Origin of the sequence: Mycolicibacterium neoaurum (assembly GCF_036946495.1) — a bacterium.
Classification (GTDB): domain Bacteria; phylum Actinomycetota; class Actinomycetes; order Mycobacteriales; family Mycobacteriaceae; genus Mycobacterium; species Mycobacterium neoaurum_B.
Genome location: NZ_JAQIIX010000002.1, coordinates 229,845 through 242,861, shown reverse-complemented (window position 1 = coordinate 242,861; position 13,017 = coordinate 229,845). Strand labels below are relative to the sequence as shown.

At 68.2% G+C, this 13,017-nt stretch carries 12 protein-coding genes and 1 tRNA gene; 9 read left to right on the top strand and 4 right to left on the bottom strand.

Annotated features, from left to right (window positions below):
• Nucleotides 1–122: 122 nt before the first annotated feature.
• Complete coding sequence (locus tag PGN27_RS06580) at nucleotides 123–1,424, bottom strand: hypothetical protein (protein WP_335325444.1); 1,302 nt, start codon at nucleotides 1,422–1,424, stop codon at nucleotides 123–125.
• A gap of 157 nt (nucleotides 1,425–1,581) precedes the next feature.
• Here PGN27_RS06580 and PGN27_RS06575 point away from each other — a divergent pair, with 157 nt between their 5' ends.
• The 4 genes from PGN27_RS06575 (at nucleotide 1,582) to PGN27_RS06560 (ending at nucleotide 3,269) form a co-directional block, all read left to right on the top strand.
• A complete protein-coding gene (locus PGN27_RS06575) occupies nucleotides 1,582–1,707 on the top strand; it encodes a hypothetical protein (RefSeq protein ID WP_335325443.1) in 126 nt (41 codons plus the stop codon).
• Between the two features lie 24 nt (nucleotides 1,708–1,731).
• Complete coding sequence (locus PGN27_RS06570) at nucleotides 1,732–2,187, top strand: hypothetical protein (RefSeq protein WP_335325442.1); 456 nt, start codon at nucleotides 1,732–1,734, stop codon at nucleotides 2,185–2,187.
• Nucleotides 2,188–2,388: 201 nt separating this feature from the next.
• On the top strand, nucleotides 2,389–2,772 hold the full coding sequence (locus PGN27_RS06565; RefSeq protein WP_335325441.1) for a hypothetical protein: 384 nt from the start codon (nucleotides 2,389–2,391) through the stop codon (nucleotides 2,770–2,772).
• On the top strand, nucleotides 2,769–3,269 hold the full coding sequence (locus PGN27_RS06560; protein WP_051644274.1) for a hypothetical protein: 501 nt from the start codon (nucleotides 2,769–2,771) through the stop codon (nucleotides 3,267–3,269). The genes PGN27_RS06565 and PGN27_RS06560 overlap by 4 nt, the downstream gene beginning before the upstream one ends.
• A 5-nt stretch (nucleotides 3,270–3,274) precedes the next feature.
• On the opposite strand, the gene PGN27_RS06555 is transcribed toward PGN27_RS06560, so the two are convergent.
• A complete protein-coding gene (locus PGN27_RS06555) occupies nucleotides 3,275–3,883 on the bottom strand; it encodes a class I SAM-dependent methyltransferase (protein ID WP_335325440.1) in 609 nt (202 codons plus the stop codon).
• Between the two features lie 141 nt (nucleotides 3,884–4,024).
• The gene (locus PGN27_RS06550; protein ID WP_335325439.1) at nucleotides 4,025–6,268 is read right to left on the bottom strand and encodes a SpoIIE family protein phosphatase; all 2,244 of its coding nucleotides are present in this window, start codon (nucleotides 6,266–6,268) and stop codon (nucleotides 4,025–4,027) included.
• A 222-nt stretch (nucleotides 6,269–6,490) separates the two neighbouring features.
• Here PGN27_RS06550 and PGN27_RS06545 point away from each other — a divergent pair, with 222 nt between their 5' ends.
• Complete coding sequence (locus PGN27_RS06545; protein WP_335325438.1) at nucleotides 6,491–6,868, top strand: STAS domain-containing protein; 378 nt, start codon at nucleotides 6,491–6,493, stop codon at nucleotides 6,866–6,868.
• Between the two features lie 92 nt (nucleotides 6,869–6,960).
• Here PGN27_RS06545 and PGN27_RS06540 read toward each other — a convergent pair.
• A tRNA-Arg gene (locus PGN27_RS06540) sits at nucleotides 6,961–7,033 on the bottom strand.
• 98 nt (nucleotides 7,034–7,131) lie between these two features.
• Between PGN27_RS06540 and PGN27_RS06535 the strand changes: the two genes are divergently transcribed.
• The 4 genes from PGN27_RS06535 to PGN27_RS06520 all read left to right on the top strand — a co-directional run bounded on the left by PGN27_RS06535 (nucleotide 7,132) and on the right by PGN27_RS06520 (nucleotide 12,997).
• Nucleotides 7,132–7,575, top strand: coding sequence for a group I intron-associated PD-(D/E)XK endonuclease (locus tag PGN27_RS06535; protein WP_335325437.1), 444 nt, complete (start codon nucleotides 7,132–7,134; stop codon nucleotides 7,573–7,575).
• Nucleotides 7,576–7,680: 105 nt separating this feature from the next.
• A complete protein-coding gene (locus tag PGN27_RS06530; protein WP_335325436.1) occupies nucleotides 7,681–9,150 on the top strand; it encodes a wax ester/triacylglycerol synthase family O-acyltransferase in 1,470 nt (489 codons plus the stop codon).
• Nucleotides 9,147–10,655, top strand: coding sequence for an HAD-IB family hydrolase (locus PGN27_RS06525; protein ID WP_335325435.1), 1,509 nt, complete (start codon nucleotides 9,147–9,149; stop codon nucleotides 10,653–10,655). Before PGN27_RS06530 ends, PGN27_RS06525 begins: the two co-directional genes overlap by 4 nt.
• Nucleotides 10,652–12,997, top strand: coding sequence for a glycerol-3-phosphate 1-O-acyltransferase (locus tag PGN27_RS06520; RefSeq protein ID WP_335325434.1), 2,346 nt, complete (start codon nucleotides 10,652–10,654; stop codon nucleotides 12,995–12,997). The genes PGN27_RS06525 and PGN27_RS06520 overlap by 4 nt, the downstream gene beginning before the upstream one ends.
• The last annotated feature ends 20 nt before the right edge of the window (nucleotides 12,998–13,017 follow it).

Here is a 13,017-nt window from a genome sequence, read left to right as displayed (position 1 = left end):
CCTTTGCATCGGAACGGTAACCGTCCCGTTTGGCGCGCCTGTGAGTTTCATGCATGTCATTTACCTTCTTCCCTGACTGCGACGTCAATTTGAAAACGCTTGGGGATGACATGGTGAGTAGGTCAAATCGTTTGGCTGTCAGCATTTTTGCTGCGGCGGCTCTGTGCACGCCGCCGCTGTTGCTGATTGCGACGGCCGATGCGCAACCTGCGTTGCAGTCGAGCGCCGGCGGCGTGCCGTGTGTCGGCATGGTGCAGAACCTCGCCGCGTCGCCGCCTGATCTGGGCCAGTCGCTGCAGGGCATCGCTGCGCCGTTCACCGGCGGCGGTGCCGCGCCGGTTGTCGTGCCCCCGGCGACTGCGGCCGGTGCATTCCCGGCGGCGGGTGTGACCGGTGGCGGAACCGGTGGAGCCGGAGCTGCTGGTGGTGGCGCCGGCGGAGCTGGTGGATCGGGTGCGGCCGGTGGTGGTGCGGGCGGTGCCGGCGGTGCTGGTGCGGCCGGTGGCGGTGCTGGCGGTGCTGGTGCGGCCGGTGGCGGTGCGGGCGGTGCCGGTGCGGGCGGTGCCGGTGGAGCAGGTGCCGGCGGCGCGGGCGGCGGCGGTGGAGCAGGTGCCGGTGGCGCCGGTGCTCCTGTCGCGGCAGGCGCTCCGTTGATCGACGCCGCGGGGGCGGGTGCTCCGTTGGCCGGCGGCATTCCTGGTGGCGGAGGCGCGCCGGGTGCAGCGATCGTCGATGCCGCTGGTGCGGCGCCCGGTGGCGGCGCTATCCCGGGTGGTGCTCCGCTTGCAGATGCTGCGGCCACCGCCGGTGGCGGCGGAGCTCCCGGTGCAGGCGGCGGAGGAGGGGGTGCCCCCGGTGGTGCTCCTGGTGCGGCAATTCATCCGGCCGCCGGCGTGGCGGCTCCGGCAGGCGCCCCTGCGGGCGAGTTGATCGACGCGGCCGCGGTGCCCCCGCCACCCGCGATCGAGGTGCCGGTCCCTGCCGCCGCAGTGGTCGACGGTGGGGCGGCCGCACCCGTGGCAGCCGCCGCGCCGGTGGTCGGCGGCGGCGAAGGTGCGGCACCTGCCGCGGCAATCGGCGGTGCTGACGCCGGTGGCGCTGGTGGTGGTGCCGGTGGTGGTGCAGCTGGTGGCGGCGGTGCGGCCGGCGGTGGTGCCGGTGGTGGTGCGGCCGGCGGTGGTGCCGGTGGTGGTGCGGCCGGCGGTGGCGCTGGTGGAGCGGGCGCTGGCGGTGGCGCGGCCGGTGGTGGTGCGGCTGGTGGCGGTGCCGCTGGTGGTGGTGCCACCGGTGGCGGTGGTGTCGGCGGCGCAGGAGCCGTCCCTGCTGCCGGAGTTGTCGAGGGCGGCGGGGTGGCCGGTGCGCCGGTTGAACTTGCCGCCACTGTTCCCCCCGTCGAAGTGGCGGCCCCTCCGGTCGAGGTGCATGCTCCGCCGGTGCAGGTGTCTGCCCCGCCCGTCGAGGTGCACGCACCCCCTGTCGAAGTGGCGGCCCCTCCGGTCGAGGTGCATGCCCCGCCGGTGCAGGTGTCGGGTCCGCCCGCGGAGATCTCGTCCCCACCGGTGGAGCTGTCGGTGCCCATCGATGTCGACGTTCCGAGCGTCAGCGTTCCGGGTATCGGCGTTCCCGGCGTGGCGGGCGGCGGTGCACCCGGTGCGGTGGTTGGCGGCGCTCCGGGCGCGGCTGTGGGTGGCGCGCCCGCTGCGGTGATCGCTGACGCAGGAGCGGCGACCGGTGGCGGTTCCGGTGCGGCCCTGCAGGCTGCCGGTGGTACCGGCGGTGCCGGTGCGGCCGGCGGCGGTGCCGGCGGCGGTGCCGGTGGTGCTGGCGCGGCTGGTGGCGGTGCGGGCGCTGGTGGTGCCGGTGCTCCGGCGGCTGCAGTCGGTGGTGCTCCGGCCGGTGGTGCTGCCGGTGGCGGCGCTCCGGCGGGTGGTGCCGCGGGTGGTGGCGCTCCGGCGGGTGGTGCTGCCGGTGGCGGCGCTCCGGCGGGTGGTGCTGCCGGTGGCGGTGCCCCTGTGGGTGGTGGTGCTCCGGTCGGTGGCGGTGCCCCTGTGGCGGGTGGCGCTCCGGTTGGCGGCGGTGCCCCCGTGGCCGGCGGCGCTCCGGTTGGTGGTGGGGCCCCGGTCGGTGGGGGAGCACCCGCAGCCCTGGGCGCACCGCTGGCCGATGCGGCAGGCGGCGCGCCGCTGATGGACAGTGCAGGTGTCGGCCCGTTGCTGGCCAGCACCGGACTCAATGGTGAAGGTCCGGCCGCGGCGCTTGTCGATGCTGCAGGCGCCGCAGGTGCACCCGGAGCCGGTTTGCCCGGGGCGGGTGCAGCCCCTGGCGCCGGTGGACTGCCCGGCGCGGCCCTAGACGATGCCGCGGCACGTGTAGCAGGTGCGCCGATCGGTGCACCGATCGAGGATGCTGCGGCGGTGGCGATCCCCGGTGCCGGCGGTGCGGGTGGCGCCGGTGGCGGTGGAGCTGCGGGCGGCGCGGGTGGTGCCGGTGGCGGCGGTGGCGCCGCTGGTGGTGGCGCTGGTGGTGCCGGCGGCGCGGGTGCTGGCGGTGCAGGTGGCGGCGGAGCTGCGGGTGGCGGCGGCGGTGCCGCTGGTGGTGGTGCCGGTGGCGCGGGTGCTGGCGGTGCGGGCGGCGCAGGTGCGGGCGGCGCGGGTGCTGGTGGCGGTGCGGGAGCTGGTGGCGGTGGCGCTGCAGGCGGTGCTGGTGGCGGTGGAGCTGCTGGCGGTGGCGCAGCCGGTGGTGGTGCGGGCGGTGCCGGTGCGGGTGGCGTGAATGCCGCCGCAGTCGGCCCACTGATGGCCAGTACGGGCGGCCTCGGAGCCGTTCAGGCGGTGACCGCACCCGCGGTGGCCGCGGTCCAGGCGGCTGCTCCTGCCGGAGCGGTCGGAGTCGGCGCGCCCGCCGCAGCAGCGGGCGGTGGGACCGCATTCGCCGGTATTCCCGGTGCGATCCTGCCGGCGGCCGGCGCCGCATCCGGTCTTCCAGGCATGGTGATGGCGCCACTGGCCGGTGTCACCGGAGTGTTGGCCGAGATGCTGCCGCAACCCTCGCTGGCTGCCCCGTCGGGCGTGGGAGGGGTGACCGGAATGCTGCCCACCCCGCAGCTGAACATGCCGGGCATCTCAGGCTTGGGCGTCCCGGTGCCCTCGCAGGTGTCGATGCCCACCGATCTGGTGTGCGAGGGAGTCGGCGGATGGTCCTTGTCGACACCGGGTACCGGCAGCGTCATGCCCGACGCCACGGCGGGCATTCGCTCCGACGACTGGTGATCTGGTCAGGTGCGCATCGTCCAGTGCAGTAGATATCGGTAGTAGAGGGCTCGGCGGATCCGCACGCCCGGTAAGACGTCGCCGGCCACGCGCCGAATCTCGGAGAGAGATTCGCGCGGGTCTGCGACGACCACGCCGATATCGGATTGTTCCCGGTGCCAACGTGATCCGAGGCGCACCGCAGGAAGGGTGAGGGCCGAGATCAGCCAGTCACCGACCGAGGTGTTGGCGCTCAGTCCGACGACGGCGATGGTGCCACCGGGCGCCAACAGACCGCGGGCCCTCTGCAACGTCGTGCGTAGGTCCATGTGATGCAGGCTGGCGACGAAGGTGATCAGGTCGAAGTGTGCGCCATCGGGGTCGAACTCGTCGAATGAGCAGTTGTGCAACGAGATACGTGTCTCGCTTCCCATCCGCTCGCGGGCTCGCGTGATCGCCGTGGAATCGGGATCCAAGGCGGTTACCGTTCGGCACACCGCGGCGAGTCGTTGCGCCAGCAGGCCGTCGCCGCATCCCACGTCGAGCATATGACCGTCTCGACGAGCCAGCGTGAGCAGCCACGGGTGGTAGGCCGTGTTGTGATTCCAATAGTTTTCGGTCGCGGCCATCGGCATCGCCCCTCGGATGTGAGCTATCGCGCCGTCATTGTCGGCGCGCTCGATAGTGGCGGTAGTTCGGTGAGCTGACCGGCCCCGACGCGGGACCCACCATAAGCCTCGGAGTGATCAACCGATTCCAACACCTCGGGAGGTTGCTCACCGGCGGCCCAAGACGATGACGGTGACGTCGTCGTCGGTGTCGTTGGGCGTCATCGCCGCAGAAACGGTCGCCGCGCGCCGGTCGCGGGATGCCGCGAGTTTGGTGGCCAAGCGCAGCAGACCTTCGTCTATCGATGCTGTTCGCCGTTCCACTAATCCGTCCGAGAACATCACCATGGATTGACCGGACTCGATGACGAACTCGCTGGTGGCATACGTCGCGCCCCGAACCCCGATCGGCGGCGACAGGCTGATCAGTGCCGCAGCGGGCGTGGCGTCCGCCGACTCGGTGATGAACGGCATGAGATGACCGGCCGAGGACGCCTCGACGTGGCCCGTGCGGATGTCGATCCTGGCGACGATGACGGTGGCAAAAGTGCGGGGCATCAGATGGACGCTGAAAGTGTTCAGCTCGTCGATCGCCGTTCCGGGCGCAGCACCGGCGAACAGATTGGCCCGCAGCACATTCCGGAGCTGGGCCATCGTTCCCGCGGCGGCGAGGCCATGGCCGGCCACGTCACCGAGCAGGACCACCAGCCGGCCATCGCGGAGTTCGAACGCGTCGTACCAGTCGCCGCCGACCCGGCCGCCTGCTGCGGGCCGGTAGTCGGCGGACAACTCCCAGCCCTCGACGGTCGGGATGGATTCCGGTAGCAGGCTGCGTTGCAACACCTCGGCCACCCGAAGGGCGCTGCGGGTCCGGCGGTAGAGCTCTTCGACGAGGTTGACGCGTAACCCTTCTGCGGACTCCAGTTGGATGGGTGCCCACGGCTCACTGCACTTGTCGACCACCTCGCGCCAGCGATCGAAGGACTTTCGTGGGCTGAGCCGGACCTGATCTCCCTCTTGTACGGCGATCGCCTTGTTGTGCGGGTCGCCACCCCAGTCCACCGAGCGCACAGCCTCATCGCGGAACCAGATGACGTACTGGTCGTCCGGCAGGTTCAGCGCCAGCGCCCCGGCCGCGATCTGGGGATCGACCGGCACCGCGGGCACGTCACGCGAAAGGCATTCGGTGACCGCGATCTCTTCACCGGTGCTGCGGGCCCACGCGGCGATCGCCGCGACGTGTTCGGGTGCCGGCGGTGAACCCAGCGCTCCGTACTCACCGCCCACGTTGACCACAACCCCCGTGGCGGGCAACAGGTCGAGCACGCTGGGCACGCCCAGCAGCGTGGTGGCCAGCGGTTCGGCGTCATTGTGCGTCGCCGCGGTCAGATGGCTCAACAGCGATTGGGCGGCGAGTTGCTCGCGCAGCTGGTCTTCGTCGAACCGGTCGACCATCCGCAGTGACAAGGTCGAGCCGAGGAACTCGGCGGCGGCGCGTGCACCGTAGGGCGGCAGGTGCGGTCCGGAGTAGTGATGACAGGCGATCAGACCCCACAGCCGACCGTGCCGCAACAGTGATATCGACATCGACGCGCGCACGCCCATGTTCTTCAGGTACTCGATGTGAATTGGGGAGACGCTGCGCAGGGTGGCATGGGTCAGGTCCACCGGTGTCCCGCTGTCGGGGTCCATCGCCGGCACCAACGGCGCCGGCGTGTAATCGACGTCGGAGATCAGGCGAAGCCAGCTCTTCTCGTACATCGCGCGCGCCTGGGCAGGTATGTCGCTGGCCGGATAGTGGAGCCCGAGAAAGGAATTGAGATCTTCACGCTTGTTCTCTGCGACGACTTCACCGTTGTAGTCGCGGTCGTATCGGTACACCATGACGCGGTCGAACCCGGTCAGCTCGCGCACCGCCCGCGCCGCGGTGTCGTAGAGCGGCCCGAGCCCGTCGGCGCGGTTGAGTTCCTCCACCGAGTTGCGGACGGCCTGGTAGGTGTTGGGGAACGAGAAGGGGCGCTCGCCGTACGCCATCTCGATCTCGATGAGCAGGATGCCGCCGGGTTCGCGGTGCAGCAGCGCGTCGAACGGCCGGGTGTAGCCGCCCACCTCCATGGTCAGCTCGAGAGGGTTGCGTTGGCGCAGATCCCCGAAGGTGGCGGCGGCCTGTCTGATGAGGTTGGCCTGATCGATCCCGATGAGAGTTGACAGGTCCTGGTTCAGCACCTCGTCGACGGAACGTCCGAGCAGCTCGTCGACGTTCGCGCTGATCTGGCGGATCTCGAAACTGGGTTCGCGGACCACCGCGAGTACACCGCGCGGCTGGACACTTCCGGGAATGTGGATGGGTTCCCGCGCGCAGTTGTCCAGGTCGATGACGGTGCCGGGTGGTAGCAGACCCTCGACGGCCACGTCATCATCGTTTTGACGCGAAATGGGTAGACCTCCCCGTTCTGTCCCCGACTACGGTGCACAGCGTGCCAGGTCGGCGGATTGCCGCCCGCTCGGGTGCCGCGACACTATTGGGACCGGATCTTTACGTTAGGCTCGTGGTACTCGGCGTTCTAGCTTGTTTGGTTAAGAAGCAGCCCCGCGAGACATTGCGCCCCGAGTCGACTTTTGCGCGAGGTGTCCATGCCCGACCGAGTTGAGCCCATCCCGTCTCCGTGTGTCTGCTCCGAATCGTGGCATGACACGACGGTGGTAGTGAGCTGCGCCGGTGCCATCGACATGGTGACCGCACCGACGTTGCAGCAGGTCATCGCGACCGCGCTGAAGAAACAACCGACGGCCGTGATCGTGGATCTGACCGATACCGAGTTGCTCGCCTCCTATGGCATGTCGGTACTGGTGGAGACGCATCAGCGGCTGATCCCGGAGGTTCCGCTGGTGGTGGTGGCCGACGGGCCGATCACCCGTCGACCCCTTGAGCTGGTCGGCCTGGCCGATGTCCTGACCATCCGGCCGAATCTGGGTGCGGCGTTCGACGAGCTGCGGGCCACCGAGGACTGACGCCTGTTCGTCGCGACCTGTCGGTGGTGGGCGCTATGGTCCGTTCAGACAACATGGGGTCGGCACCGGCGGACCCGCACACGGTGAAAAAGCACCCCCGACAGGATTCGAACCTGCAACCTACGGGGTAGAAACCCGCTGCGCTATCCGTTGCGCCACGGGGGCAGATCGGACAGTCGTAATTTACACCTCACCGACTCCCTTTCAGCAACCGACGGCGAGCCCGACCTGTCGGTGGAACGGTGTTCAGGAGGAGACGGTCGATGGCTTCGCACCACACGAAGGACAAAGGTGATCTGGGCGTCGCCAAGGCCTTCTCGGATCTGGTGGCCAAGGGCTACACCATGCTCTTCCCGGCCACCGAGCATGCTGCCTTCGACCTGGTCGCCTACCGGGCGGGCGTGTTCATCAGGGTCCAGGTGAAGTACCGATGCGCGCGTGCCGGGGTCATCAAGCTGAATCTGCGATCGACTTGGGCGGATCGACACGGCGTCCATTCGGTACCCATCGACAAGGACGCCGTCGACGTCATCTGCATCTACTGCCCCGACACCGACGAGTGCTACTACATCCGGCCGACCGATCACGGTGTCTCGGTGAACTTGCGGATCGCCGCGCCGAGGAACGGTCAGCAGAAGCGGATCCTGGCGGCTGCGGCGTTCCGCGATCTGCCGAACCCGCCCGCGGATACGCGCGTCCCGGCGTGAGGGCTGTGAGGTTTCGCGCTCCCAGCGAAAGGGGCGTCGCGTCGCCGTGACGCCGACTAGCGTGGACGCTGCACGAGGGGCGTTATCAGGAGGAGAGTTCGCGCGATGAGCAGAGTGCCGTTGGATGCGGCGGGGCTGCCCCAGAAACTGAACGGCGTCGACACGCTGCTGCACCGCGGTGAGGCCAATCCGCGGACGCGGTCCGGGATCATGGGTGTCGAACTGCTTGACACGACTCCCGATTGGGAGCGGTTCCGGGCGGTATTCGAGCAGGCATCCCGCAAGGTGCTTCGGCTACGCCAGAAGGTGGTGATGCCGACCCTGCCCACTGCGGCGCCGCGCTGGGTGGTCGATCCGGATTTCAACCTCGACTTCCACGTCCGCAGGGTGCGGGCACCCGAACCGGGCACGCTGCGCGAGGTCCTCGACATCGCCGAGATCGCGCTGCAGTCGCCGATGGACATCACCCGCCCACTGTGGAGCGCCACCCTCGTCGAGGGTCTGGCCGACGGCCGTGCCGCCACCATCCTGCACCTGAGCCATGCCGTCGCCGACGGTGTCGGCACCGTCGAGATGTTCGCCCACATCTACAATCTGGAGCGCGACGTCGAGATCGGGGAGCTTGCGCCGCTGCCGATTCCGCAGGACCTGTCGTCCAACGACCTGATGAAACTGGGCCTCAACCGGATGCCCATGAAGATCACCAACAGCGTGCTGGGTCTGGTCGGCGGTGCGGTGCACGCGGTCACCAACGTCGTCAAGGATCCGGCCGCGGCGGTCAGCGGCGTCGTCGATTACGCACTGTCGACCACCCGGGTGTCGCGGCCGGTGGCCGACCACTCGCCGTTGTTGCGCCGGCGCAGCCTGAGCTCCCACAGCGAGGCGATCGATATCGTGTTCGCCGATCTGCACACGGCCGCCAAGGCCGTCGGTGGGTCCATCAACGACGCCTACCTGGCCGGCCTGTGCGGAGCGCTGCGGTATTACCACGTGGCCAAGGGCATGCCGATCGATACCTTGCCGATGGCGGTACCGGTCAACCTGCGCTCCGACGACGACCCGGCCGGCGGAAACCGTTTCGCCGGTATCAATCTCGCCGCACCGATCGGTATCGCCGACCCCGAACGCCGGATCAAGGCCATTCGATCGCAGATGACCAGCAAGCGCGAGGAACGAGCGATCGACATGGTCGGTTCGATCGCTCCGATCGCGAGTTTCCTGCCCGATGCCGTCCTCGAATCGGTCGCCGGTTCGGTGGTGAACTCCGATGTCCAGGCCTCCAACGTGCCCGTCTATCCCGGTGACACCTTCATCGCCGGGGCGAAGGTGCTGCGGCACTACGGACTTGGTCCGTTACCTGGTGTGGCGATGATGGCGGTGCTGGTCTCGCGTGGCGGATACGTCACGGTCACCACCCGCTACGACAAGGCCGCCATCAACGACGCGCAGCTGTGGCGACGCAGCCTTGTCCAGGGCTTCGACGAGGTCCTGGCCCTGGGCGGCGACGGTCGCACCGCGGCCGCATCATTCAGCATGTCCGAAACCACATCGTCGAATGGGAGTGCCGCGCAATGAGTCCCGCCGACGGCGAATCGCCGGTGATGCGGCTGCCGGGAACGGTCGCCGAGATCGAGGCCAGCCCCGAGGGGCCCGAGGTCGGCGCCTTCTTCGATCTGGACGGCACGTTGGTGGCCGGGTTCACGGGCGTGTTGATGACCCAGGACCGGCTGCGCCGCGGGCAGATGAGCGCGGGAGAGTTCATCGGGATGGTGCAGGCCGGTATCAACCATCAACTCGGTCGCTCGGAGTTCGAGGATCTGATCGGCAAGGGTGCCCGGATGCTGCGCGGGAACTCCGTCAGTGATCTCGACGAACTGGGGGAGCGGCTGTTCGTCCAGCACGTCCGGGATCGCATCTACCCCGAGATGCGTGCGATGGTGCGTGCCCACCAGGCCCGCGGACACACCGTCGTGCTGAGCTCCAGTGCGTTGACCGTCCAGGTCGAGCCCGTCGCCAAATTCCTGGGCATCGACAACATCTTGAGCAACAAGTTCATCGCCGACGACGACGGACTGATCACCGGTGAGGTTGCCGAGCCGATCATCTGGGGACCCGGCAAAGCCCATGCGGTACAGAAGTTCTCGGCCGAGAACGGGGTCGATCTGGCCAAGAGTTACTTCTATGCCGACGGCGACGAGGATGTCGCGCTGATGTACCTCGTCGGTAATCCGCGGCCGACCAACCCGGCCGGGAAACTGGCCGCGGTGGCTGCCAAGCGGGGATGGCCGATCCTCAAGTTCACCAGCCGCAGCGGCAGCAGCCCCATCTCGCAGATCCGCACCCTGGCCAGCCTGGCCACCATCCCCACGGTGGCCGCCGGTGCCATCGGGTTGGGGCTGCTGACACGCAACAAACGGGTCGGCGTCAACTTCTTCACGTCCAACTGGAGCAAGCTGCTGATGCTGACCACCGGCATCGGTCTCAATGTGCTCGGCGAGGAAAATCTGACCAAACAACGGCCTGCGGTGTTCATCTTCAATCACCGCAACCAGGCCGACCCGATGATCGCCGGCCATCTGGTCAACACCGACTTCACCGGAGTGGGGAAAAAGGAGCTGGAGCGCAACCCGCTGATGGGTCCGCTCGGCAAGGTGATGGATGCGGCGTTCATCGACCGCGAGGACACCCAGTCCGCGATCGAGGGCCTGCACAAGGTGGAAGAGCTTGCCAAGAAGGGGCTTTCGATCCTGATCGCGCCGGAGGGTACCCGGCTCGACACCACCGAGGTGGGTCCGTTCAAGAAGGGACCGTTCCGCATCGCGATGGCTGCGGGGATTCCGATCGTGCCGATCGTCATCCGCAATGCCGAGGTCATCGCCGCCCGCGACTCCAGCACGTTCAACTCGGGCAAGGTCGACGTCGCGGTGTTCCCGCCGATACCCGTCGACGACTGGAACCAGGACAATCTCACGGAGCGGATCGCCGAGGTGCGCCAGCTGTATCTGGACACGTTGGCATCGTGGCCCGTCGGTGATCTGCCCGACCACGCCGTCTATCGCAATCGGAAAGGGCGCCAGTGAAACCGGTCGCTGAGGATTTCGCCACCTTCAGTCCGACCGGGGACACCCTGGTGTTGGCCGCGGTCGGCTCGCCCGCCGAGCAGGAGTTGCTCGACCACTGGCTGGCCCAACAGCAGCGTGAGCGGCCCGAGGCCCGTGTCGAGGTGCTGCTGCTGCCCGATCATTCCGATGATCCACCCGCCACCGTGATGGCCCGATTGGTCCAACTGCTTTCGGCGGACCCGGACCGATCCGTCGTGCCGGTGCGCATCTTCTGGGTGCCCGGCGGATTGCCCACCCGGTCAAAGGTGGTTGCCCTGATCTCCGGCCGTGACACCTATCGGCCGCCGGAACTGTTGCAGCGCCGAATCCTGCGCAAGAACCCGGCCCGCGCGCGGGTGGTTGCCGGTGAACCCGCCAAGGTCTCCGAGCTCCGGCAGCAGTGGCAGGACACCACCACCGCCGAGAACCCGCGCGAATTCGCCCGTTTCGTCATCCGCAGGGCGATTCTGGCCATCGAACGGGTCGAGCTGCGACTGCTCGGCCCCGAGTACAAGTCGCCGCGGTTGGTCAAGCCGGAGATGCTGGCCTCATCGCGGTTCCGGGAGGGTTTGGACCAGATTCCCGGCGCGACCATCGAGAAGGCCGGGGAGATGCTCGACGAGCTCTCCACCGGCTGGAGCCGGTTCTCTGTCGACCTGATCCCCACCCTGGGACGGGCGATCTTCAGTCGTGGTTTCGATCCACACATCGATTACGACAGCGCCGAGATCGAGGCCATGCGCGGGGCGCTGGAGGTCCATCCGGCCGTTCTGCTGTTCTCCCATCGCTCCTATCTCGATGGGGTCATCGTCCCGGTCGCCATGCAGGAGAACCGGTTGCCGCCGGTGCACACCTTCGCCGGGATCAACCTGTCCTTCGGGTTCATGGGGCCGATCTTCCGGCACTCCGGGGTCATCTTCCTGCGCCGCAAACTCGACGATCCGCTGTACAAATACGTGCTGCGCCAGTTCGTCGGCTATATCGTGGAAAAGCGGTTCAACCTCAACTGGTCCATCGAGGGCACCCGGTCGCGCACCGGAAAGATGTTGCCGCCCAAGCTCGGTCTGTTGTCCTACGTCGCCGACGCCTATCTCGACGGCCGCAGCGAGGACATCCTGCTGCAGCCGGTGTCGATCAGCTTCGACCAGCTGCACGAGACCGCCGAATACGCCGAGTACGCCCGTGGCGGGGAGAAGACGCCCGAAAGCGTCAGCTGGCTCTACAACTTCATCAAGGCCCAGGGCGAACGCAACTACGGCAAGATCTACGTCCGCTTCCCCGAAGCCGTGTCCATGCGGCAGTACCTCGGCGAGCCCAACGGTCCCATCGCCCAAAGCCCCGAGGCGAAGCGTCTGGCCATGCAGAAGATGGCCTTCGAGGTGGCCTGGCGCATCGTGCAGGTCACCCCGGTCAACGCCACCGGGCTAGTCTCGGCGCTACTGCTGGCCGCGCGCGGAGTGGCGCTGACCGTCGACCAGTTGCACCATACTTTCGCCGACGCCTTGGATTACCTTGAGCGCCGCGAGATCCCGATGACCAACAGCGTGCTGCGGTTGCGCACCAAGGAGGGGGTGCGCGCGGCGGTGGATGCGCTCTCCGGTGGCCATCCGGTCACCAGAGTCGACGGCGGGCGTGAACCGGTCTGGCGGATCGCACCGGAGAACGAGCATGAGGCGGCGTTCTACCGCAACTCGATCATCTACGCGTTTTTGGAGACCTCGATCATCGAATTGGCGCTCGCGCACGCCGCGACCGCCGAGTCCGATTGGCTCGACGCGTTCTGGTCCCAGGTGCTGCGCCTGCGCGACCTGCTCAAGTTCGAGTTCTACTTCGCCGATTCGGTGGCCTTCCGCGAGAACGTGACCCGGGAGATGAGCTGGGTCGACGGCTGGGAGGAGCGCATCGCCGAGGGCCCCGAGTCGATCCTCGAGCTGCTGCGCGTCAAGCAACCACTATTGGGTGCGGCCATGTTGCGGCCGTTCTTCGAGGCCTATGAGATCGTCGCCGACGTGCTGCGCGACGCCTCGGCCGAGATCTCCGAACCCGATCTGACCAAGCTCGCGCTCGGCGTCGGACGTCAGCACGTCGCCCAGGGCAGGGTGCGCAGCGCCGAGTCGGTCTCGGCTCTGCTGTTCGCCACGGCCAGACAGGTGGTCGCCGATCAGAACCTGCTGCGTCGTGCGCCCGATCTGTCCGAACGGCGTCAGGCCTTCCTCACCGAGATCCGCGGGATTCTCGCCGACCTGAACACCGTCGAGAAGACGGCGTTCCGCCAGTACCGCCGGCGTGAGCGGGAGTCACGCCGCCCCACGACCGGCTGAGACCCCCGCCTACCCTTGAC